Here is a 21,841-nt window from a genome sequence, read left to right as displayed (position 1 = left end):
CGATACCAACTGGACGGGTCCGACCGCTCGAAGTCACATGCATCTGGGTGGATACTGGGAATGCCGAAGTTTGGTTTGCGGATCCGGGGCCGGCTCTATGCCGGCTTCATGGCGCTGGTCGTGGTTGGCCTCGTGATGGCGGTGGTTGCGGTCTGGAACTTGCGGGCCGTGCAGGATCAGGTGGCCAAGGCTTCGGCGTTTTCGGACAGCACGGCGCGGGTGCTGGAAATCTCGACCCACCTCCAGGCGATCCAGCGCGCCAACCTTCGCTACATCTACGACGCCAACGAGCCGGCGATGCGGGAGGCCTCGGAACGCGAGGCGGCCGCGATCGAGCTGTTGCAGACAGGCGCCAAGGGCACGCTCTCGGAAGAGCGGCGCAACCTCTACAACGGCCTGATCGACGACATCAAGAAAATGAAGACCCTGCGTGACGATCTCGGCGACGCCGTCAACGAGGCGAGAACGGGCAAGGCCACGCTGCTGCCGAGCGGCGACGAGCTGACCACCAAAATGAGCAAGCTGGTCGACGCGGCGCGCGCATCCGCAGATGAAGACACCGCGGCGCTCGTCGCCGACCTCGAATCCAGGCTGCTTCAGGTCCAGATCGCAGGCTGGCGCTTTTTGGCGCTGCGCGACACCAAGGGGCCGGCGAATTTCAGGACCAACGCCGACCGGGCCGCGCAACGGCTGGCGGCGATCGAGAGGAGCCCGCAGGCGGGAGACTTGCGCAACGCCATCGCACCGGTGAAGACCTCGCTCGGAATCTACAAATCCGCGTTCGAGACGACATCGGCCGCGATGCTCCAGGCCGACGAGATCTATCACAAGAACCTCGCGCCCCTCATCGTCGACAGCATCGCCAAGCTCAAGGTCGCCGAGACCGCACTCAAGAAGGATTACAAGGAGTCGCGCAGCCAGGCCGAAGCCGTGATCGACAGCACGATTTCGGTGCAGGAGATTGCGGGCGGCCTTGCCACCCTGCTCGGCCTGATCGTCGCTGTCCTGATCGCCCGCGGCATTGTCGGTCCCTTGACGTCGATGACGCGCGCGATGGGCGCGCTGGCCGGCGGCAATCTCGCGGTCGAGATTCCCGGACGCGGCAACAAAGACGAGATCGGCGACATGGCCAAGGCGATCGAGGTGTTCAAGACCAACATGATCGACACCGAGCGCCTGCGCCATGAGCAGACCGAGCTCGAGGCGCGGCAGGTCGAGAGCCGCAAGCAAGACATGGTCAGGCTCGCCGACCAGTTTGAGCAGGCGGTGGGCGAGATCGTCGACACCGTCTCCTCGGCCTCGAGCGAGCTCGAAGCCTCGGCCGGCACGCTGACCGCGACCGCGACCCGCGCCCAGGACCTGTCGACGGAGGTGGCGTCCGCGTCGCAGGAGGCGACCGCCAACGTGCAGGCGGTTGCGTCCGCGACCGAAGAGCTGTCCTCCTCGGTCAGCGAGATCGCCCGCCAGGTGCAGGAATCCGCCCGCATCGCCAACGAGGCCGTGGGGCAGGCGAGCAAGACCAACGAACGCGTCGGCGAGCTGTCCAAGGCGGCCGCGCGGATCGGCGACGTGGTCGAGCTGATCAGCACCATCGCCGGCCAGACCAATCTGCTGGCGCTGAATGCCACCATCGAGGCCGCGCGCGCCGGCGACGCCGGCCGCGGCTTTGCCGTCGTCGCCTCCGAGGTCAAGGCGCTCGCCGAGCAGACCGCGAAGGCCACCGGTGAGATTGGTCAGCAGATTGCGAGCATCCAGGCCGCCACCGAGCAATCGGTCGGCGCCATCAGGGAGATCAGCGGCACCATCGAGCGCCTGTCGGAGATTTCCGCCGCGGTCGCAGCCGCCGTGGAGCAGCAGGGCGCGGCCACGCAGGAGATCTCGCGCAACGTCCAGCAGGCCGCGCACGGCACCCAGCGGGTCTCGACCAATATCGGCGACGTGCAGCGTGGTGCGTCGGAGACCGGCTCGGCGTCATCGCAGGTGCTGTCAGCGGCGCGCTCGCTGTCTTCGGACAGCAACCGCCTGAAGCAGGAGGTCGCGAACTTCCTGAGCTCGGTCCACGCCGCCTGAGCGAGGCGTCCCTCTCAAAAGCAAAAGGCCACGCGCATGTGCGTGGCCTTCATGCTACGGCGCGACGTGATCACGCCACTTTCATGTTCATGTGCTTGAACATGTTGGCGCGCGCCTCGTCGTCCATCTCCGCCTTGAAGGTAAACTTGTCCTTCAGCGCGATCGCGCGCGCGGCCGCAGGGCGCGCCGAGATCTCGTCGATCAGCCGCTTCACGTTCGGGTAGCGCGCAAAGGCGTCGTCGCCGAGCTTGAACGGCACCATCCGTGCCCAGCCCCACAGCGCCATGTCGACGATCGAATAGCTGTCGCCGACCATGTAGCTGCGGCCTTTGAGGTGAGCGTCGAGAATTTTGTAGTGACGATCGGTCTCGTACTGGTAGCGGTTATGGGCGTAGTCGTGGTTCTGGTCCTTCGGCGCGAAATGCTTGAAATGCACCGCTTGCCCTGAAAAGGGCCCGAGACCGGTGGCGATGAACATCAGCCACGACAGCGTCTCGCCGCGGACGCTTGCCGCGGGCAGGAACTTGCCGGTCTTCTCGGCGAGATAGAGCAGGATGGCGTTGCTGTCGAAAACGATGGTGCCATTGTCGTCGATCGCCGGCACCTTGCCGTTGGGATTGACCTTCAGATAGTCCGGCGTGAACTGGTCGCCTTTGCGGGTGTCGATCTTGACCGGCTCGAACGGCAGGCCGGTCTCTTCGAGATAAAGCGCGACCTTGGTCGGGTTCGGCGATCCGTTGAAATAGAATTTGAGCATCAGTCTCTCCCCAGTGTTTCTTGTCGAGAGCGAACGCAGCATCATTGCCGCTAGCCGCTATCTCTTGCCAAAACCTGATCGGGGAGCGCAACCGGCGAGTTTGCCGTGCGGTATCTGCGTGATGCGCAGATCAGCCGGCGTAACAAAAGCCGATCGCCGCCGTAAGGACCATCGCCGCGCCGACGGCCTCTAGCCGCAGCCCGAGCCGTGTGGCCATGCGCATGTTCGACGCCTGCGTGGCCCGCTCCGATCCCCGCGCATAGCCGTGAACGATGACGTCGTGGTTGAAGGCGTCGTGGGCCTCGTTGCTGCTGGCAAGGCCGACGCAGATCACGAGCACGCCGAACAGCGCAAGCCCGAAAAAGCCGAGCAGGGCGATCAGGAACATCGGAAACATGCCGATCAGGAAGATCGGCAGCAGCGGCAGGAGCAGCAATGTCTCGGACTGTTTTCGCATGGGGACCATCCGGTCAGGACGGGGCTGGTCGGGTTAATGTAGTCTGGCCCTGGCGTCATTCAAGACGCCGTAGGGTGGGCAAAGCGAAGCGTGCCCACCACCAGTGCGTCTGCGGAGGAGAAAGTTGGTGGGCACGGCGCAAAGGCGCCTTTGCCCACCCTGCGAGATCGGAGAAATACTACTCCGCCCCCATCCCCGCGCGGATCTCGGCGCGGAGCTCGTCGATCAGCTTGAGACCCTTCTTGGTCTCGACATGCCAGAAGGTCCAGCCGTTGCAGGCTTGCGCGCCCTGCGCCACCGCGCCGATGCGGTGGATCGAGCCGACCTTGTCGCCGAACATGATGGCGCCGTCGGCGCGCACCAGCGCGCCGAGCTTCTTCTTAGCGTCGAACAATTTTGTGCCCGGCATGATCATGCCGCGTTCGATCAATTCGGAGAACGCCACCCGCGGCGCGTCGCGCGCGGTCATGAACGGGGCGAGGCTCTCTTCCGGCAGCGGCTCGACCGCGGCGATGCGCGCTTCCGCGGCCTTGGCATAGGTCTTGTCGCGCTCGAAGCCGATATAGGAACGGCCGAGGCGTTTGGCGACGGCGCCGGTGGTGCCGGTGCCGTTGAACGGATCGATCACGAGGTCGCCGGGTTTCGACGACGACAGCAGCACGCGCGCGAGCAGGCCCTCCGGCTTCTGCGTCGGATGCACCTTCTTGCCGTCGGCGCCCTTGAGGCGCTCCTCGCCGGTGCAGAGCGGGATCAGCCAGTCGGAGCGCGCCTGCACGTCCTCGTTCGCCGCCTTCAGCGCTTCGTAATTGAACGTGTAGCCCTTGGCCTTCTCGTCGCGCGCGGCCCAGATCATGGTCTCGTGCGCGTTGGTGAAGCGGCGGCCGCGGAAATTCGGCATCGGGTTCGACTTGCGCCAGACGATGTCGTTCAGGAGCCAGAAGCCGAGGTCCTGCATGATCGCGCCGACGCGGAAGATGTTGTGATAGGAGCCGATCACCCAGATCGTCGCCGACGGCTTCATCGCAGCCCGCGCGGCGAGCAGCCAGGCGCGGGTGAAGTCGTCATAGGCCGAAAACGAATCGAACTTGTCCCAGTCGTCGTTGACGGCATCGACATGGGATTCGTCGGGACGCTTGAGATCGCCCTTGAGCTGGAGGTTGTAGGGCGGATCGGCGAACACCAGATCGACGCTACCTGCCTGAAGCTTCGACATCTCGGCGACGCAATCACCGAGGATGATGCGATGCGAGGCGGACTCAAAATTTGTGCGGGGCGCCCTTGCAGACGCCCCGCGACGCGACACAACCATGACTCAAGAACTCTGACTCAGGCGACGCTGTCGGCGACGCGGGACCAAACAACCGACTGGCCGTTACATTGCAGTGGCAAAGTAAAAATCGACTTAACCCGCTGCTTTTGTGAGCAAGCGCCGCGTCGCGCGTTGTGCGCGATTCATCGCGCGCATTTGTCGTGTTTTGCAGTGTATTTCGTATTTCATCGCGCTGCGGGAGCAGCCCGGACACGAAAAAGACTCCAAATTTCTCTCGGAAAAAATTGCTCGCCCTCGGAAAAAATTGCTGGCCCCGGCATGCTGTCGCACTAGGCAATATTTGCCGAGCGGGATATTGATTAACGCAATGGAAATTTTACGTCTGTGGCGCGTTCAGCTTTTCGCGTTCCTGCGTGTCCATGCGATGCAAACGACGATTTGAGGGAAGCCCGCCATGCGCTACGATGATTTCCGCCGCAGCGACGACATCGAGGATCGTCGCGGCGATGATGGCGGCGGCGGAGGAGGTGGCGGCGGGTTCGGCCTTCCCATGGGCGGCGGCGGGCTCGGCATCGGCACCGTCATCGTGCTCGGCCTGATCGGCTACGCCTTCGGCATCGATCCGCGCATCCTGATCGGCGGCGCCGAAATTCTCACCGGCGGCGGCCAGGCGCCGACCTACCAGACCGATCGTCAGTCGTCCTCGACCGCCAAGCGCGGCGCGCCGACCGACGAGATGGGCAGCATGATCGCCGGCATCCTCGGCGAGATCGACGATCGCTGGAGCGAGATCTTCCAGGCCAGCGGCCAGTCCTATAGCGGTCCGAAGATCGTGCTGTTCCGCAACGCCACCAATGGCGGCCGCTGCGGCATGGCGCAGTCGGCGATGGGCCCGTTCTACTGCCCTCCGGACAAGACCATCTTCCTCGACACCTCGTTCTTCCGCGAGGTCGAGACACGCTTTCGCGGCTGCTCCGGCAATGCCTGCAAGTTCACGGCAGCTTATATCATCGCGCATGAGGCCGGCCATCACATCCAGAATCTGCTCGGCATCATTCCGCGCGTGACGCGGCTCCAGCAGCAGGCCGGCAGCAAGGCCGAGTCGAACGCGCTCCAGGTCAAGGTCGAGCTCCAGGCCGACTGCCTGTCGGGCGTCTGGGTCAATCGCGAGGAGAAGAAGCGTCCGGGCTTCCTCGAGGCCGGCGACATCGACGCGGCCCTGACCACCGCAAGCGCGATCGGCGACGACACGCTGCAACGCCAGGCCACGGGACGCGTCGTGCCCGACTCCTTCACCCACGGCTCGGCGGCGCAACGCAAGCAATGGTTCATGACCGGCTATCAGCAGGGCACGGTCCAGGCCTGCAACACGTTCGGCGGCGGGGCGTAGCAACGAAGACTTCGTGCCCCGGACGCAGCGCAGCGCTTCTTCAGCGGTGCGCTACAGAGCCGGGGCCCACATTGCCGGTCTCCCTGAAAATGGGTCCCGGCTCTGCGCTGCACCGCTTTGCGGTGCATCGCGTCCGGGACACGAGAGAAGCGTAATGGCGTCCATCGACGAAACAAGACAATTCATCCCGCTCAACATCGCGGTGCTGACCGTCTCCGACACGCGTGCGCTCGCCGACGACAAATCCGGCCAGACGCTCGCTGATGGTCTCACCGCCGCCGGCCATCATCTCGCCGCGCGCGAGATCGTCACCGACGATATCGAGGCGATCCGCGCCGTCATCCGCCGCTGGATCGCGGAGACGGGCATCGACGTCGTCATCACCACCGGCGGCACCGGCTTCACCGGCCGCGACGTCACGCCGGAGGCGATCGAGCCGCTGTTCGAGAAGCGCATGGACGGCTTCTCGATCGCGTTCCACATGCTGAGCCATGCCAAGATCGGCACATCGACGATCCAGAGCCGCGCCACCGCGGGCGTTGCGGGCGCGACCTACATCTTCTGTCTCCCCGGTTCGCCCGGCGCCTGCCGCGATGGCTGGGACGGCATCCTCGCAAGCCAGCTCGACTACCGCACCCGCCCCTGCAATTTCGTCGAGATCATGCCGCGGCTGGACGAACATCTGCGCCGGCCGAAAGCGCAGGGCGCGACGGTGTAGGTGGTCTTCTTCCTTCTCCCCTTGCGGGAGAAGGTGGCGCGAAGCGCCGGATGAGGGGTTCCATCCACTCGCACAGACGCTGGTTGAGACATACCCCTCACCCAAGCGAGTTCGTGTCTGCCGGCATCGCTGCCCTCTCCCGCAAGGGGAGAGGGCACAACAACGCGCATCGCGCCGCAATCTGCAGCTGGCCACGCGAAATCATCAGAGATCCCGCTCCCAGGTCTCCCCGACCAGATCGGCACCGAAGCTGTGGTGCTTCTCTTCCTTCACGAGCTTGAAGCCTGCGCTTTGATAGATGCCGCGCGCGGCGAGCAGGATGCTTTGCGTCCACAGCGTCATCTTGCCGTAGCCCCGCTCGCGTGCGCCCTGGAGGCATTGCTCGACCAGCGCTCGGCCGACGCCTAATCCGCGTGCTTTCTTCTCCACCTGCAACAGGCGAAGCTTGGCGATCTCGTCCGCGGCCTTGACCAGAAAGACCGAGCCCACCGGCTCGCCACCGACTTCCGCGATCCAGCAGTGTTCGCGTGCGGGGTCATAGTTCCTGATGAACTGCGCGCAGATCTCGGCGACCAGCGCTTCGTAGCTGGCGTCCCAATTGTAGTCCGCGGCATAGGCGGCGGCTTGCTTGGAGATGACCCAACCCATGTCGCCGACGCGATGGCTGCGCAGCAGGAAAGCGGCCGGCTGGCTTCGACGCTGCTCCAGCACAGCCTCGATGGTCGCCATAGCCTGCGTGAGCCGCGTTGCGTCACTGGTCGTAAGCTGCGCCAGCATTGCGGCGACTTCGTTCTGCGAGCTCAGGTTCAGCTTGGCGAAAGTCTGGCGGCCCTTGGCGGTGAGGCTGAGCTGGTATTGCCTGCGATCCGCGGGCAGGGGTTTTCGCGTGATCAGCCCCTTTTCGTCGAAGCTCTGCACGATGCGGCTGAGATAGCCGGGGTCGAGACCGAGCTCGTTTCCGATCTCTTTGGCCGCAAGGTCGTCACGATGCGCGAGCTCGTAGAGCACACGGGCCTCGCTGAGCGAAAACGGGCTCTTGCCAAGGTGCTGGTCGAGCACGCCGAGCTTGCGGGTATAGAAGCGGTTGAAGGCGCGGACCGCTGCGATCTGGTCGTCGGTACCGTCAAATGGCATGGGACACCTCAATAATTGCCATTGTCAAATAGTTATTTGACTTTGGCAAGTATTGGATGCGTGTCAGCCCACCATGACGATCCGGCTGCGCAGCAGCGTCCGCGACGAGCGGCCGAGCCGGCGCAGCAGCCGCGCTTCGGCGCGCCGGGCCTGGGGCGGATAGCCGCCGATCCGGTCGTAATGATCACGCGCGATCAAAAGACCCTGATCGCCGAGTGGGCCGACCAGCTTGCGGACCGCGGCGCGCAGGACATCGCGGAACCCGGTATCCGCGTAAGGTGAGCGGGCGTAGCGGAACACGGCTGCGCGATCCCGGCCGCTGGACGCGACGGCCTGGATGAACTGGGTGGTCTCCTCGATCCAGCCGGTTTCGAGGACGGCGCCGGCGGGGAGGAACATCAGCCAGGGCGAACGGGCCTGGAGCGCGCCGGCGGCCAGCGCTGCGCCTTGCGAGGGACCCTCGTAGCCGATGAAACGGCAGCCCGCGACGTCGGCAACGCGTTCGATGACGCCGTTACGAGTGCCGTCGACCAGCAGCACTTCGCGGATGATGCCGGCCGCAGCACCGGGGACCAGTGCTGCCAGAGTTGCGACCGCGGTCTGCTCGACGCCTTCGGTCGGGATGATGACGCTCAGCATGATTGAGGCTTCAATGTCTCAATTTCGGGAGAAGCGTAAGCTTGTTATGATGTTGTCATAAACACGCGGCGTTGCCGAGTGCAACTTTTTGCGGGTATTTCAGCCTGCGATGGTAAACCGCCATGCGCCCATCGCAGCCAAATGTGTCGCGCGCGGAGGCCGGATTGCCGGATGTTTCGGCGGACGGCGCAAAAGACCGTAAGAATCCGGAGCCACTCCGCGGACTATCCCGGAAGGATTGGTCGTCAGTGCCGGATCGGCGTTGCGGACGGGACAAACGTGCAATCGCGTGCGGAGCGAGACAGTCGAATGAATAGCGATCAACCTGTCGTTGGCACGATGCCAACCTTGCCGAAGCAGGACGCTGCGCCCACGTTGCGGATCCGTGCAGTGATGTTGGGCGATCGCATCAATGCCTCCGGGCTCGAGCTTGGCGCGCTGGTCTCCTCGACGCCCGCAACCTTTCGCGTCCATGCCGGCCTCGCCGTGGTGTTTCGCTACGGTGTCGTGGTGCTGATCGGCCTGCTTCCCTCGGAAGAGAAGGTGTTGATCGACAGCCTGAAGTCCCGCGTGACCGGCGAGCTCAGCCCGTATGAGGAAGAGATCGCGCACGCGCAGCTCTGCCACGACGAGAACGCCGAGGCGATCCAGCCGGGTGGGCCGATTCATCTGTCGAAATTCTCCGATGAGCGGCTGCTCCTGATCGCGGACGCACTCGCCAAGAGCACATCGCTGGCGCGTGACGAGCGCCGCGTTGCCGCGGTCTTCGATGTTATCGAGCCTTTCGCGCGCGAGCTCGCCGAGAAAGGCCGTACGTCGCGGCGGCGCAAGGGCATCCTGCAATTGATCGGCAATGCGCTTCTGGTCCAGCAGCGCGTCGCCGGCCGCGTTGCCGTTGCCGAGAAGCCCGACGCGCTCTGGGAAAAGCCGCAGCTCGACCGCCTCTATGCGCGTCTCGAAGACGAGTACGAGTTGAAGGAGCGCCTCGATACGCTCGAGCGCAAGGTGACCGCGATTACGGAGACCGCCAACGCGCTGACCGAAATCATCGACACCCAGCGCTCGCTGCGCCTCGAAATCGCGGTGGTTGCGCTGATCGTGATCGAGGTCGTGATCGGCTGCATCCAGATCTTTGCCGGCATTCACTGAGCCGGTGACGCCTGATCCCTGCTCTGCGCCCACACCCAGCATCATAGGGTGGGCAAAGGCGCACTTGCGCCGTGCCCACCACCTATCCTGCCTCAGGCAAGTGGTGGGCATGCTTCGCTTTACCCACCCTACGATACCCGAGCGCTTCGCAGCATCGCCGCGCAATGCCGCGCGATCGTCAGTTCTTCGTTCGTTGGGATCACGAAGACATCCACCGCGCTATCGCCGGCATTGATGCGCTCGCGCGCCGCGTCATTCGCTGCCGCGTCGATGCGCACGCCGAGCCAGGCGAGCCGCTCGCCGATGCCGCTGCGGATTTCCCCGGCATGCTCGCCGATACCGCCAGTGAAGACGAGGCCATCCAGCCCGCCCAGCGTGGTCGCCATCATCGCGATCGCCTGCGCCGCTCGGAAGGTGAAGAGATCGACGGCTTCCCGCGCCGCAGCCTCGCTGCTCGCCAGCAGCGTGCGCATGTCCGCGGAGATGCCGGAGACGCCGAGCAGACCGGACTCGTGATAGAGCAGGCGCTGCAGCTCTTCGGCAGACATGGTCTCGTGCTCCAGCAGATAGAGCAGCACGCCGGGATCGATGGTGCCGCAGCGCGTGCCCATGACGAGGCCGTCGAGCGGTGTCAGTCCCATCGTGGTGTCGACGCTGCGGCCGTCGCGCAGCGCGCAGAGGCTCGCGCCATTGCCGAGATGAGCGATGATGGTGCGCTTGGCTGCACGCTCCGGTGCGATTTGGACGAGGCGGCCCGCGACATATTCGAAGGAGAGACCGTGAAAGCCGTAGCGCCGGATGCCGCTCTGTTCATAGCGCCGCGGAATGGCGAAGCGGCTCACGGGCGGCACCAGGCCATGGTGGAAGGCGGTGTCGAAACAGGCGATCTGTATCAGCGCAGGCCGGATCGCCCTGATGGTGCGGACCGGCGCCAGGCAGCGCGGCTGATGCAATGGCGCCAGCGGCGTGAGCGCCTCAAGCTTTGCATGGACGTCCAGGGTCAGTTCGACCGGGGCGGAATAGTCCGGACCACCGTGGACGATGCGGTGACCCACGGCGCGCAAGCTGTGATCGCCGAATTGTCTCTCGCTGAAGGACAGCACAGCGGCCAACAGATGATCGCCGTCCGCATCCGCTTCCGTCCGCTGCTGCTCGAACAGGTCCTCCCCCTTCGGGCTCTTCACGACCAGCCGCGGCTTCGCCTCGTGCTCGTCGAGCTGGCCCTTGCAGAGCAGGGCAGGCTCGCTCGCCGATATGTCGAACAGGCCGAACTTGATGCTCGACGATCCCGCGTTGAGGACGAGGACGGCACCGGGCGCCGGCATCGGCTCAACCCGCCTTGCCCGGCCAGACCCAGTCGCGGATCACGGGCATGTCCTCGCCGTGCTCGCGCACGTAAGCCGCGTGCTCGATCAGCTTGTCGCGGAATTGCTGCTTCACGGGGGCGGCCCTGGTCGCAAGCCCCGGCACGCGATCGATCGCCTCGATCGCGAGGTGATAGCGGTCGAGCTCGTTGAGCACGACCATGTCGAACGGCGTCGTCGTGGTGCCTTCCTCGGCAAAGCCGCGCACATGCATTCCGGCATGATTTGTGCGGTTATAGGTCAGCCGGTGGATCAAATAGGGATAGCCGTGATAGGCGAAGATCACCGGTCTGTCGCGCGTGAACAGGCTGTCGAAGTCGCGATCGGAAAGACCGTGCGGATGCTGCTCCTTGGGTTGCAGCGTCATCAGGTCGACAACATTGACGACGCGGATCTTCAAATCCGGCAGCGCCTTGCGCAGGAGATCGACGGCGGCGAGCGCTTCCAGGGTCGGCACGTCGCCGGCGCAGGCCATCACGACGTCAGGCTCGTGGCCCGCGTCCTCGTTGCCAGCCCATGTCCAGATGCCGATGCCGGCATCGCAATGCGTGGCGGCGTCCTGCATCGACAGCCATTGCGGCGCCGGCTGCTTGCCGGCGACGATGACGTTGATGCGGTCGTAGGTCCGGAGGCAATGGTCGGCGATCCACAGCAGCGTGTTGGCATCCGGCGGGAAATAGATGCGGACGATGTCGGCCTTCTTGTTGGCGACGAGATCGACGAAGCCGGGATCCTGATGGCTGAAGCCGTTATGGTCCTGCCGCCAGACATGCGAGGTCAGGAGATAATTGAGCGAGGCGATCGGGCGCCGCCAGGCGAGGTGCCGTGTCACCTTCAGCCATTTGGCGTGCTGGTTGAACATGGAATCCACGATGTGGATGAAGGCCTCGTAGCAGGAGAAGAAGCCGTGTCGTCCCGTGAGCAGATAGCCTTCGAGCCAGCCCTGGCAGAGATGCTCGCTCAGGACTTCCATCACGCGGCCATCCTGGGCGAGGTGCACGTCGTAGGATTCGATCGGCTCCATCCAGGCTCGTTCGGTGACCTCGAACACGGCATCGAGCCGGTTTGACGCCGTCTCGTCCGGCCCCATGATGCGGAAGTTGCGCTCTTGTGCGTTGAGGCGGATGACGTCGCGCAGGAATTTGCCGAGCTCGCGGGTCGCTTCTCCGGTGACGGCGCCGGGCTGCGGCACGTCGAGCGCAAAACTGCGGAAGTCCGGCAGCTTCAGCTCCTTCTTCAACAGGCCGCCATTGGCGTGCGGATTGGCGCCCATGCGGCGGTTGCCTTCGGGCGCGAGTGCCTGAAGCTCGGTAATCAGCGCGCCATTGGCATCGAAAAGCTCCTCGGGCTCGTAGCTGCGCATCCAGTCTTCGAGAATCTTCAGATGCGCGGGATTTTCGCGGCAGCTCGCAACCGGCACCTGGTGCGCACGCCAAAAACCTTCGACCTTCTTGCCATCGACTTCCTTGGGGCCGGTCCAGCCCTTCGGGCTGCGCAGCACGATCATCGGCCAACGCGGCCGTTCGACGCTGTTGCGTCCGTCGCGGGCGTAGCGCTGGATCGAGTGGATGCTGGCGATTGCGACATCGAGCGCATCGGCCATGGCCTGGTGCATCAGCTTGGGATCGTCGCCTTCGACGAATAGCGGCTCGTGGCCGAGCCCGCGGAAGAGATCGCGGATATCGCTGTCGGGCATTCGCCCGAGCACGGTCGGATTTGCGATCTTGTAGCCGTTGAGATGCAGGATCGGCAGCACCGCGCCGTCATGGGCCGGGTTGAGGAACTTGTTGGAGTGCCAGGAGGCCGCGAGCGGGCCAGTCTCGGCCTCGCCGTCGCCGACGACGCAGGCGACGATCAAATCGGGATTGTCGAGCGCGGCACCATAGGCATGCACCAGCGCGTAGCCGAGCTCGCCGCCCTCGTGGATCGAGCCGGGCGTTTCCGGCGCAGCGTGGCTCGGAATGCCACCGGGGAAGGAGAACTGCCTGAACAGTTTTCGCAATCCGTCCGTATCGCGCCCGATATCCGGATAGATCTCGCTGTAGCTGCCTTCCAGATAGGTGTTGGCGACCATGCCCGGGCCGCCATGGCCGGGACCGCAGACATAGAGCATGCTGAGATCCAGTGCGCGGATGACGCGGTTGAGATGGGCGTAGATGAAGTTCAGCCCGGGCGTCGTGCCCCAATGGCCGAGCAGGCGCGGCTTGATGTGGTCGGGCCGCAACGGCTCGCGCAGCAGCGGGTTGTCGAGCAGATAGATCTGCCCGACGGAGAGGTAGTTGGCGGCGCGCCAGTAGCGGTCCAGGAGATCGAGTTCTCTGCTCGCTGGGGTCGATTGTTGTTGATTTGTCATACTCATGGAGACCTCCACCCAGCGATCGTGATCAACCTTGTTCCGGGGAGATCGATCCCAAAATTGATCCTGCTCGCCATCAAACGGGATCGCGGCCACGCGATGTTGCGGGAGGTCAAAGGTGCGCGCGCGAAGTTTGGGCAGCGCTACTGTGCATGGGGTTGTTTTCGCGTTTTTTGTTTGTGTTCTTGATTTGTTCTGTGTGCGTGCTATCTTGGCTTCATGAGTCCAGCATCCTCTCGCGTTCTCAAGCACCCGCCGGTCACGGCGCCCTCCGAGCCGGCGGGTGCGCCTTCCGCTATGCCCGCCGACTTTCCCGAACTGGCGGTCGCCATCGACCGCCAGCGCAGGCGAGGGCGGGGCGCCCAGTCCAATGCCAGCGGCCGTTATGAGGCCGAGGCGCGCGTCGCCTTCGACGACGGCTGGCAAAGTCTGGACGACCTGCCGCCGTTCAAGACCACCGTCGCGGTCGACACCGCGCGCAAGGTGATCACCCGCAACGAATCCCCTGACATCGGCTTCGATCGCTCGATCAACCCCTATCGCGGCTGCGAGCATGGCTGCGTCTATTGCTTCGCGCGGCCGACGCACGCCTATCTCGGCCTGTCGCCGGGGCTTGACTTCGAGTCGAAACTGTTCGTCAAGCCCGAGGCGCCTTCGCTGCTCGAAAAGGAGCTCGCGGCCGCAGGCTATGAGCCGCGGATGATCGCGATCGGCACCAACACCGATCCCTATCAGCCGATCGAGCGCGAGCGCAAGATCATGCGCGGCATTCTGGAGGTGCTGGAGCGTGCCGGCCATCCCGTCGGCATCGTGACCAAATCGGCGCTGGTGGTGCGCGACATCGACATTCTGTCGCGCATGGCCAAGCGCAACCTCGCCAAGGTCGCGATCTCGGTCACCTCGCTCGATCCGAAACTGGCGCGCACCATGGAGCCGCGCGCGTCCACGCCGCCGAAGCGGCTGGAGGCGCTGAAGCAGCTCTCGGACGCCGGCATTCCGACCACCGTGATGGTCGCGCCGGTGATCCCCGCGCTGAACGATTCCGAGATCGAGCGCATTCTCGATGCGGCCGCCCATGCCGGCGTCAAGGAGGCCTCCTACGTGCTGCTGCGGCTGCCGCTGGAGGTCCGCGATCTCTTCCGCGAATGGCTGATGGCGAACTATCCGGACCGCTATCGCCACGTCTTCACCCTGATCCGCGACATGCGCGGCGGCCGCGACTACGATGCGAAATGGGGCGAGCGGATGAAGGGCACCGGACCGATGGCCTGGACCATCGGCCGCCGCTTCGAGATCGCCTGCGACAGGCTCGGCCTCAACAAGCGCCGCGCGAAGCTGACGACCGATCATTTTGCCAGGCCCAAGCCGGCCGGCGATCAGCTCAGCCTGTTCTGAGTTTGAATAACGGGAATTGTGCTGGGTTCCCGGTTGCGCGAGCGGAGCTGCTTGCGCACGATCCCGGCCATGATTCGGGACAAGTCCGTCAAAAAGCCGACCGAGGACGTTGCCAAGAAGGCCACGCCCGCGAAGGCGAGCTTTCGCCGCGAGCGCGCGCTGATCAAGCGCGGCATCTGGCCGGTCGCGGGCTGCGACGAGGCCGGCCGCGGGCCGCTCGCAGGTCCCGTGGTGGCGGCCGCGGTGATTCTCGATCCCGACCGCATTCCGCGCGGCATCGACGATTCCAAGCGGCTGACCGCGGAGGAGCGCGAAAGACTGTTCGACAGGATCTGCGCCACCGCGCAGGTCTCGGTCGCCGTCGCCTCAATCGCCCGCATCGACCGCGACAACATCCTCCGTGCCTCGCTGTGGGCGCTGAAGCGTGCCGTGGTCGCGCTGCCCGAGACGCCGCGCCATGTCTTCGTCGACGGCCGCGACCGGCTCGATACGGCTTGCGACTGCGAGGCCGTGATCGGCGGCGACGGCATCGTGCTGTCGATTGCCGCAGCCTCCATCGTCGCCAAGGTGACGCGCGACCGGCTGATGTGCGCGCTGGCGCAGGATTGCCCCGGCTACGGCTTCGAGCAGCACAAGGGCTATGGCGTGCCCGAGCATCTCGACGCGCTGAACCGCCTCGGCCCCACCATCCACCACCGCAGCTTTTTCGCTCCGGTCGCGGCGGCACGCGCCAAGCACATGCCCTGGACCGTCGAGCCGGTGCCAGACTTGTTTTCGGCAACGGACGTCGAGGTCAGCGTGGAAGCGGCTGTCGAAATCGAAGCTTCGGCGGGCCCCTAGCGCAGACTGTCGTTGCCACGACGCACGACGCCCTTTATCAAAACACTCCTGAGCGAATAGGGCCGGCTGGACGGGTTGGCTGCATCTTGCGGGCGTTGCATGCGGTTTACCTCCCTGGTCATCGAGCTCATTCGCGCCCGGCCGCGGCTGATCGTGTGGATCGCGGTGCTGTTGCAGGCGGCGATGTGGCTGTTCGTGGCGCTGCTGTTCTACCGCAGCCCGCCCGGCAACCTCGCGACCCTGCTGGCGTTCGGCCGCGAATATCAGGTCGGCACCGATCTCGGCCCGCCCTTGCCGATCTGGCTCGCCGACATCGCCTATCGCGCTGTCGGTGGCCACGTGTTCGGCGTCTATCTGCTCGCCGAGCTCTGCGAGATCGCGACCTTCATCACGCTCTATCATTTGTCCCGTGCCGTGGTCGGCGCCCAGCAGGCGGTGCTGGCCGTGCTGCTGACCATGACGGTGCTGGCCTTCTCCTCGCCCGCGCTCGACTTCGGCCCGCTGGTGCTGGCACGGCCGCTCTGGGCGCTGCTTCTGCTGCATTCCTGGCAGATCATCGGCCAGCGCCGCGGCAATGCCTGGTTCGCCTGGTCGATCGAGGCGGGCCTGTTGCTGCTGACCACGCCTGCGGCGATCTTTCTCCTCGTGCTGCTCGTCGTCTTCGCGCTTGCAACCGCCGGCGGTCGAAGGACGCTGCGCGCGCTCGATCCGCTGTTCGCGCTGATCGTCGTCGCCGTGCTGGCGCTGCCCTATGCGGTCTGGCTGATGCGCGCCGAGACGCTGGTGCCGCCGGCCTTGCCGCAGCTCGCGGAGCTGAACGCCCGCGCCTTTCACGCAGGCTGGCTGCTCGGCGGGCTCATGCTTGGCGCGGCCGCGATCCCGGTGCTGACCTTCCTTAACACCGGCCTGTTCGCCGGCAAGAGCGATGACGCGCCGATCATCTACCGGCCGCCGGTCGAGCCGCTGGCGCAAAACTTCGTCTATTTCTTTGCGCTGGCGCCGGCGCTCGGCGCCGTCCTGATCTCCGGCCTGTTCGGGTTCGATGCCGTCGTCGGCGGCGCCGGCGTCGTGCTGGTGATGTCCGGGCTTGCCGTGGTCGTAGCGGCCGGCGATCTCATCGCGATGCGGCGAGGCCGGATGCTGCGCGTGGTGTGGGCCGCCGCCGTGGTGGCGCCGGCGGCCGGCGTCGTGCTGGCGGTTCTGTTCCTGCCCTGGAGCGGCACCGGCGAGATCGCGACCTCGATGCCTGCGCACGCGATCTCCGACTTCTTCGACGACAGCTTCGCCCGCCGCACCAATCACCGCCTGCGGGCGGTCGCCGGCGAGACCCAGCTTGCGAGCTTGATCGCATTGCATTCCGGCCGGCCGCATCTCTTCATCGACGCCGAGCCCGCGCGCACGCCATGGATGAATCAAGCCAAGTTCAACGAGACCGGCGGCGTGGTGGTCTGGCGTGCCTCCGACACCGCGGGCACCCCGCCGCCCGACATCCTGAAGCGCTTCCCGGACATCGTGCCGGAAGTGCCGCGCGCCTTCGAATGGCTGGTGACCGGACGCCAGCCGCTCCTGCGCATCGGCTGGGCCATCGTGCGGCCGAAGGGGACGTAGGCGGACGTCCTATCCCGCCAGCACCTTCGCGATCGACCGCAGATCCAGCCACGCCAGCCGCTTGTACGACGGTGAGCGCAGCAGATAGGCCGGATGGAACGTCGGCAGTGCGCGGATGCTGCGGCGACCCGTATCGTAATCGAACCAGCGCCCGCGCGTGCGCATGATGCCTTCGCGGGTCGAGAGCAGGGTCTGCGTCGAGGGATTGCCGAGCGTCACCAGCACGTCGGGATTCACCAGCTCGATATGGCGCTGGATGAAGGGCAGGCAGATTTGCGTCTCCTGCGGCGTCGGCGTGCGGTTGCCGGGCGGCCGCCAGGGAATGACATTGGTGATATAGGCGGTGGTGCGGTTGAGGCCGATCGCGCCGATCATCAGATCGAGCAGCTTGCCGCTGCGCCCGACGAACGGCAGCCCCTCGATGTCCTCATCGCGACCCGGCGCCTCGCCGACGAACATGATGCGCGCCTGCGGATTGCCGTCGGCGAACACCAGCCGCGTCGCGGTGTGTTTCAGCGCGCAGCCCTCGAAGCCTTGCATCAGTTCGCGCAGGGCCTCGAGCGTCGGTGCGGTGCGCGCGGCCTCGCGCGCCGAGGCGATCGCGACGTCCGGCGCCGGTGCGGTCTCGCCGCGCATCACCGCGGGCGCGGCGACGGGCCGCGGTGCCTCGATCGGTGGCGGGGCACGGGGGGCCGGCGGCGGAGCATCCATTTCCGCCAGGCGGTCTATCGGCTCCTCTGCGAGCGCGCAGTCGACACCCGCCTCCAGATAGAAGGCGAGCAGCTCTTGGACGGTGGGTGCGGGCTCGGGGATCATTTGGAACGTCAATCTATTAGTTCATCTTAAGGCCCCTTGCATCCCAGCGGAACGCATTTCCGTGGTTGTCCTATCCGGAAAAATCGGAAACAAGGGGGCGCAAATGACAAGGAACCGTCTCAAGGGCTGAGATCAGATGAGCACCGAAGAACTTCCCCCGCGCGAATCCATGGAATTCGACGTCGTCATCGTCGGCGCCGGCCCCTCGGGCCTGTCGGCCGCGATCCGGCTGAAGCAGATCAATGCCGATCTCAACGTCGTCGTGGTGGAGAAGGGCTCCGAGGTCGGTGCGCACATCCTCTCCGGCGCGGTGATCGACCCGGCCGGGCTCGACAAGCTGATCCCGGACTGGCGCGAGGATTCCGATTGTCCGCTGAAGACGCAGGTCAAGGACGACCGCTTCTACTGGATGACGGCCGGCGGCGCGATCAAGCTGCCGGGCTTCATGATGCCGCCGCTGATGGACAACCATCACTGCTATATCGGCTCGCTCGGCAATGTCTGCCGCTGGCTGGCGCGCAAGGCGGAAGCGCTCGGCGTCGAGATCTATCCGGGCTTTGCCGCAGCCGAAGTGCTCTATGACGACGAAGGCAAGGTCAAGGGCATCGCCACCGGCGATATGGGCGTCGGTCGCGACGGCAAGCCGAAGGATTCTTTCACCCGCGGCATGGAATTGCTCGGCAAGTATACGCTGTTCGCCGAAGGCGCGCGCGGCAGCCTGACCAAGCAGCTGATCGCGAAGTTTTCGCTCGACGCCAACAGCGAGCCGGCGAAGTTCGGCATTGGCCTCAAAGAGGTCTGGCAGATCGATCCCGCCAAACATCAGAAGGGCATGATCCAGCATTCGTTCGGCTGGCCACTCGACCTGAAGACCGGCGGCGGCTCGTTTCTCTATCATTACGACGACAATCTCGTCGCTGTCGGCTTCGTCGTGCATCTGAACTACGACGATCCCTATCTGTCGCCGTTCGACGAGTTCCAGCGCTTCAAGACCCATCCCTCGATCCGCGGCACCTTCGAAGGCGCCAAGCGGCTCGCCTATGGCGCGCGCGCCATCACCGAGGGCGGCTATCAGTCGGTGCCGAAGCTGAGCTTCCCCGGCGGCGCGCTGATCGGCTGCGCGGCCGGATTCGTCAACGTGCCCCGCATCAAGGGCGTGCACAACGCAATGGGCACCGGCATGCTCGCGGCCGAGCATGTTGCGGCCGCACTCGCGGCCGATCGCGCCAATGACGAACTCATCGACTACGAGAACGCCTGGCGATCCTCGCCGGTCGGGAAGGATTTGTTCCTGGTCCGCAACGTCAAGCCGTTGTGGTCGAAGTTCGGTACCGTGCTCGGCGTGGCCCTCGGCGGCTTCGACATGTGGTTCAATACGCTGTTCGGGACTTCACTGTTCGGTACGCAGTCGCATGCCAAGCCCGATCGCTCCACGCTCGATCCGGCCAAGAGCCACGCGCCGAAGAACTACCCGAAGCCGGACGGCAAGATCTCCTTCGACAAGCTGTCGTCAGTGTTCCTGTCCAACACCAATCATGAGGAAGATCAGCCGATCCATCTCCGGGTGGCGGACATGAACCTCCAGAAGACGTCGGAGCACGATGTCTTCGCCGGTCCCTCGAATCGCTATTGCCCGGCCGGCGTCTATGAATGGGTGGAGGAGGGCGCGAGCCCGCGCTACCAGATCAACGCCCAGAACTGCGTCCACTGCAAAACCTGCGACGTGAAGGACCCCAACGGCAACATCACCTGGGTTCCCCCGGAGGGCGGCGGCGGTCCGAATTACGAGGCGATGTAGCGGCGCGTCACGTCACGAAAGTGACATAGCGCACGTTCGCGTGAGAACGGGGGCGCGGCGACGGGCCGCGGCCACGATAAGGCCATCTTGGGGCGCTCTTGACGGTCACTTGGCCGATTTGGGGCGTGCGGAGGGGATCGCGCGGTCCGAATCCTTGCGGTGAAGCGCCAAAAGCGGCATTGTCCGGACCTGACGGTTCCGGTCCCGATGTCGCCGGCCGCGTTCGCATGCGAGACGGCCTTTTGCTCTAGACCCAGGCACTACCAACTCAAGGCGAGCCCTGATGTTTTCAAATCGTTTCAACCGCTGGACTGCTGCTGCCATCGCCATTGCTGGTTCTGCGATCGTGGCGATCCCCGGCGCGGTGCTGGCGCAGACGCCGGATCATCCGGCCGACACGGCGGCGCAGTTTCCGACCCGAAACGATCTGAAATCGCTCACCACCGCCGGCAGCTATCTCGCGGCCCGCCATGCCAGCGTCGAGCGCGACGCGGCCTCCGCCGCCGCCTTCTACCGCTCCGCGCTGCGCACCGATCCCAAGAACAACGAGCTGCTCGACCGCGCCTTCATCTCCTCGGTCGCCGAAGGCGACATCGACGAAGCCGTCAAGCTCGCCGAGCGCATCCTCACCATCGACAAGACCAACCGCGTCGCGCGCCTCGTCGTCGGCGTGCATGATCTGAAGCTGAAGAAGTATCCGAGCGCGCAGAGCAACATCAACCAGTCGATCCGTGGCCCGATCACCGATCTGGTCGCAACACTGTTGTCCGGCTGGGCCGCCTACGGCGCCGGCGACGCCAAGGGTGCCGTCGCTACCATCGACAAGCTCGCCGGTCCCGAATGGTATCCGTTGTTCAAGGATCTCCACGCCGGCATGATCCTCGAGCTCTCCGGCAAGGAAAAGGACGCAGGCGTCCGCTTCGAACGCGCCTACAAGCTCGACGATTCCATGCTGCGCATCACCGAGGCGTATGGCCGCTGGCTGTCGCGCAACAAGGATGCGGCGTCCGCGACCGCGGTCTACGAGGCCTTCGACAAGAAGCTCGCCCGTCATCCGCTGATCGTGGAAGGCCTGCGCGAGACCAAGGCTGGCAAGAAAATGCCGCCGCTCGTCGATTCCGCGCAGGCCGGTGCAGCCGAGGCGCTCTACGGCATCGGCGCCACGCTGACCCGCCGCGGTGGCGAGGATCTTGCGCTGGTCTATCTCCAGCTCTCGCTCTACCTCCAGCCCAGCCATCCGCTGGCGCTGCTCTCGCTCGCCGACCTCTATGAATCGGTGAAGCGGCCGCAGATGGCGATCAAGGTCTATGAGCGCGTGCCTTCGACCTCACCGCTCAAGCGCAACGCCCAGATTCAGCTCGCCGTCGATCTCGATTCCGCCGACCGCACCGACGAGGCGATCAAGATCCTCAAGGGTGTGGTGAGCGAAGATCCGAAGGATCTCGAAGCCATCATGGCGCTCGGCAATCTCGAGCGCGGCCGCAAGAAGTTCGGCGATTGCGGCGCGACCTATTCGCAGGGCATCGACGCGCTGCCGGCCGGCAACGACAAGGCCAACAGCGTCTGGTACTACTATCGCGGCATCTGCGAGGAGCGCTCCAAGCAGTGGGGCAAGGCCGAAGCCGACATGAAGAAGGCGCTCGAGCTCCAGCCCGACCAGCCGCATGTCCTCAACTATCTCGGCTATTCCTGGATCGACCAGGGCGTGAACCTCGACGAAGGCATGAAGATGATCAAGCGCGCCGTCGAGCAGCGTCCCGACGACGGCTACATCGTCGACTCCCTCGGCTGGGCCTATTACCGCATCGGCAATTACGAGGAAGCGGTGAAGAACCTCGAGCGCGCGATCGACCTCAAGCCAGAGGATCCCACCATCAACGACCATCTCGGCGACGCCTATTGGCGTGTCGGCCGCACCCTGGAAGCCAAATTCCAGTGGGCGCACGCCCGCGATCTCAAGCCCGAGCCGGACGATCTGCCGAAGATCGAGGCCAAGATCGCCAACGGCATGACCGACGACAACTCGAACGCGCCCGCGGCGCAGGTCGAGAAGAAGGACGACGGCAAGGGCGGCTAAGGG

17 protein-coding genes are annotated in these 21,841 nt (G+C 65.1%); 9 read left to right on the top strand and 8 right to left on the bottom strand.

Translation table 11 applies throughout. The features are described 5' to 3' along the window. The first annotated feature begins 60 nt into the window (after positions 1 to 60). Positions 61 to 2,070, top strand: coding sequence for a methyl-accepting chemotaxis protein (locus IC761_RS26740; protein ID WP_195799672.1), 2,010 nt, complete (start codon positions 61 to 63; stop codon positions 2,068 to 2,070). A gap of 70 nt (positions 2,071 to 2,140) precedes the next feature. On the opposite strand, the gene IC761_RS26735 is transcribed toward IC761_RS26740, so the two are convergent. From IC761_RS26735 to IC761_RS26725, 3 genes are all read right to left on the bottom strand, one after another. After that, positions 2,141 to 2,827 carry a glutathione S-transferase family protein gene (locus IC761_RS26735; protein WP_195799671.1) on the bottom strand — a complete coding sequence of 229 codons (687 nt, stop codon included), beginning with the start codon at positions 2,825 to 2,827 and terminating at the stop codon, positions 2,141 to 2,143. 130 nt (positions 2,828 to 2,957) lie between these two features. Next, a complete protein-coding gene (locus IC761_RS26730) occupies positions 2,958 to 3,284 on the bottom strand; it encodes a hypothetical protein (protein ID WP_195799670.1) in 327 nt (108 codons plus the stop codon). 178 nt (positions 3,285 to 3,462) lie between these two features. Next, positions 3,463 to 4,593 (bottom strand): site-specific DNA-methyltransferase, encoded by a 1,131-nt coding sequence (locus IC761_RS26725; protein WP_283814449.1) that lies wholly within the window; start codon positions 4,591 to 4,593, stop codon positions 3,463 to 3,465. A 415-nt stretch (positions 4,594 to 5,008) separates the two neighbouring features. On the opposite strand from IC761_RS26725, the gene ypfJ reads away from it, so the two are divergent. Together ypfJ and moaB are read left to right on the top strand one after the other, a co-directional pair. After that, complete coding sequence (ypfJ, locus tag IC761_RS26720; RefSeq protein WP_195799668.1) at positions 5,009 to 5,944, top strand: KPN_02809 family neutral zinc metallopeptidase; 936 nt, start codon at positions 5,009 to 5,011, stop codon at positions 5,942 to 5,944. A 154-nt stretch (positions 5,945 to 6,098) separates the two neighbouring features. After that, the gene (gene moaB / locus IC761_RS26715; protein WP_195799667.1) at positions 6,099 to 6,662 is read left to right on the top strand and encodes a molybdenum cofactor biosynthesis protein B; all 564 of its coding nucleotides are present in this window, start codon (positions 6,099 to 6,101) and stop codon (positions 6,660 to 6,662) included. A 204-nt stretch (positions 6,663 to 6,866) separates the two neighbouring features. Here moaB and IC761_RS26710 read toward each other — a convergent pair whose 3' ends face one another. Together IC761_RS26710 and IC761_RS26705 are read right to left on the bottom strand one after the other, a co-directional pair. After that, entirely contained in the window at positions 6,867 to 7,796 is a 930-nt protein-coding gene (locus IC761_RS26710) for a bifunctional helix-turn-helix transcriptional regulator/GNAT family N-acetyltransferase (RefSeq protein WP_195799666.1), read from the bottom strand. A 63-nt stretch (positions 7,797 to 7,859) separates the two neighbouring features. Further along, a complete protein-coding gene (locus IC761_RS26705) occupies positions 7,860 to 8,435 on the bottom strand; it encodes a glycosyltransferase family protein (protein WP_195799665.1) in 576 nt (191 codons plus the stop codon). A 309-nt stretch (positions 8,436 to 8,744) separates the two neighbouring features. On the opposite strand from IC761_RS26705, the gene IC761_RS26700 reads away from it, so the two are divergent. Further along, positions 8,745 to 9,584: an RMD1 family protein gene (locus IC761_RS26700; RefSeq protein WP_195799664.1), complete on the top strand. Its 840-nt coding sequence runs from the start codon at positions 8,745 to 8,747 to the stop codon at positions 9,582 to 9,584. 128 nt (positions 9,585 to 9,712) lie between these two features. On the opposite strand, the gene IC761_RS26695 is transcribed toward IC761_RS26700, so the two are convergent. Continuing rightward, on the bottom strand, positions 9,713 to 10,909 hold the full coding sequence (locus IC761_RS26695) for an acetate/propionate family kinase (protein WP_195799663.1): 1,197 nt from the start codon (positions 10,907 to 10,909) through the stop codon (positions 9,713 to 9,715). A gap of 4 nt (positions 10,910 to 10,913) precedes the next feature. Next, the gene (locus tag IC761_RS26690) at positions 10,914 to 13,301 is read right to left on the bottom strand and encodes a phosphoketolase family protein (RefSeq protein WP_195804780.1); all 2,388 of its coding nucleotides are present in this window, start codon (positions 13,299 to 13,301) and stop codon (positions 10,914 to 10,916) included. A gap of 222 nt (positions 13,302 to 13,523) precedes the next feature. Between IC761_RS26690 and IC761_RS26685 the strand changes: the two genes are divergently transcribed. The 3 genes from IC761_RS26685 (at position 13,524) to IC761_RS26675 (ending at position 17,147) form a co-directional block, all read left to right on the top strand. Next, on the top strand, positions 13,524 to 14,699 hold the full coding sequence (locus IC761_RS26685) for a PA0069 family radical SAM protein (protein WP_195799662.1): 1,176 nt from the start codon (positions 13,524 to 13,526) through the stop codon (positions 14,697 to 14,699). Positions 14,700 to 14,768: 69 nt separating this feature from the next. Then, complete coding sequence (rnhB, locus tag IC761_RS26680) at positions 14,769 to 15,539, top strand: ribonuclease HII (protein ID WP_195799661.1); 771 nt, start codon at positions 14,769 to 14,771, stop codon at positions 15,537 to 15,539. A gap of 99 nt (positions 15,540 to 15,638) precedes the next feature. Next, entirely contained in the window at positions 15,639 to 17,147 is a 1,509-nt protein-coding gene (locus tag IC761_RS26675) for a glycosyltransferase family 39 protein (RefSeq protein WP_195799660.1), read from the top strand. A 9-nt stretch (positions 17,148 to 17,156) separates the two neighbouring features. On the opposite strand, the gene IC761_RS26670 is transcribed toward IC761_RS26675, so the two are convergent. Continuing rightward, positions 17,157 to 17,963, bottom strand: a complete 807-nt coding sequence (locus IC761_RS26670; protein ID WP_195799659.1) for a uracil-DNA glycosylase — start codon at positions 17,961 to 17,963, stop codon at positions 17,157 to 17,159. Positions 17,964 to 18,099: 136 nt separating this feature from the next. Here IC761_RS26670 and IC761_RS26665 point away from each other — a divergent pair, with 136 nt between their 5' ends. Beyond that, complete coding sequence (locus tag IC761_RS26665; protein WP_195799658.1) at positions 18,100 to 19,761, top strand: electron transfer flavoprotein-ubiquinone oxidoreductase; 1,662 nt, start codon at positions 18,100 to 18,102, stop codon at positions 19,759 to 19,761. Positions 19,762 to 20,044: 283 nt separating this feature from the next. After that, positions 20,045 to 21,838 carry a tetratricopeptide repeat protein gene (locus tag IC761_RS26660; RefSeq protein ID WP_195799657.1) on the top strand — a complete coding sequence of 598 codons (1,794 nt, stop codon included), beginning with the start codon at positions 20,045 to 20,047 and terminating at the stop codon, positions 21,836 to 21,838. Positions 21,839 to 21,841: the final 3 nt, after the last annotated feature.

Origin of the sequence: Bradyrhizobium commune (assembly GCF_015624505.1) — a bacterium.
GTDB lineage: Bacteria > Pseudomonadota > Alphaproteobacteria > Rhizobiales > Xanthobacteraceae > Bradyrhizobium > Bradyrhizobium commune.
This window is presented reverse-complemented; position numbering and strand designations above follow the sequence as displayed.

Bases quoted from the DNA above. Each gene is read 5' to 3' on its own strand.
- IC761_RS26730 (WP_195799670.1), bottom strand. From the start codon at position 3,284: ATGCGAAAACAGTCCGAGACATTGCTGCTCCTGCCGCTGCTGCCGATC.
- IC761_RS26705 (WP_195799665.1), bottom strand. From the start codon at position 8,435: ATGCTGAGCGTCATCATCCCGACCGAAGGCGTCGAGCAGACCGCGGTC.
- IC761_RS26710 (WP_195799666.1), bottom strand. From the start codon at position 7,796: ATGCCATTTGACGGTACCGACGACCAGATCGCAGCGGTCCGCGCCTTC.
- IC761_RS26725 (WP_283814449.1), bottom strand. From the start codon at position 4,593: ATGGTTGTGTCGCGTCGCGGGGCGTCTGCAAGGGCGCCCCGCACAAAT.
- IC761_RS26690 (WP_195804780.1), bottom strand. From the start codon at position 13,301: ATGACAAATCAACAACAATCGACCCCAGCGAGCAGAGAACTCGATCTC.
- IC761_RS26735 (WP_195799671.1), bottom strand. From the start codon at position 2,827: ATGCTCAAATTCTATTTCAACGGATCGCCGAACCCGACCAAGGTCGCG.
- IC761_RS26670 (WP_195799659.1), bottom strand. From the start codon at position 17,963: ATGATCCCCGAGCCCGCACCCACCGTCCAAGAGCTGCTCGCCTTCTAT.
- IC761_RS26675 (WP_195799660.1), top strand. From the start codon at position 15,639: ATGCGGTTTACCTCCCTGGTCATCGAGCTCATTCGCGCCCGGCCGCGG.
- IC761_RS26685 (WP_195799662.1), top strand. From the start codon at position 13,524: ATGAGTCCAGCATCCTCTCGCGTTCTCAAGCACCCGCCGGTCACGGCG.
- moaB (WP_195799667.1), top strand. From the start codon at position 6,099: ATGGCGTCCATCGACGAAACAAGACAATTCATCCCGCTCAACATCGCG.
- IC761_RS26665 (WP_195799658.1), top strand. From the start codon at position 18,100: ATGAGCACCGAAGAACTTCCCCCGCGCGAATCCATGGAATTCGACGTC.
- IC761_RS26660 (WP_195799657.1), top strand. From the start codon at position 20,045: ATGTTTTCAAATCGTTTCAACCGCTGGACTGCTGCTGCCATCGCCATT.
- ypfJ (WP_195799668.1), top strand. From the start codon at position 5,009: ATGCGCTACGATGATTTCCGCCGCAGCGACGACATCGAGGATCGTCGC.
- IC761_RS26695 (WP_195799663.1), bottom strand. From the start codon at position 10,909: ATGCCGGCGCCCGGTGCCGTCCTCGTCCTCAACGCGGGATCGTCGAGC.
- IC761_RS26700 (WP_195799664.1), top strand. From the start codon at position 8,745: ATGAATAGCGATCAACCTGTCGTTGGCACGATGCCAACCTTGCCGAAG.
- IC761_RS26740 (WP_195799672.1), top strand. From the start codon at position 61: ATGCCGAAGTTTGGTTTGCGGATCCGGGGCCGGCTCTATGCCGGCTTC.
- rnhB (WP_195799661.1), top strand. From the start codon at position 14,769: ATGATTCGGGACAAGTCCGTCAAAAAGCCGACCGAGGACGTTGCCAAG.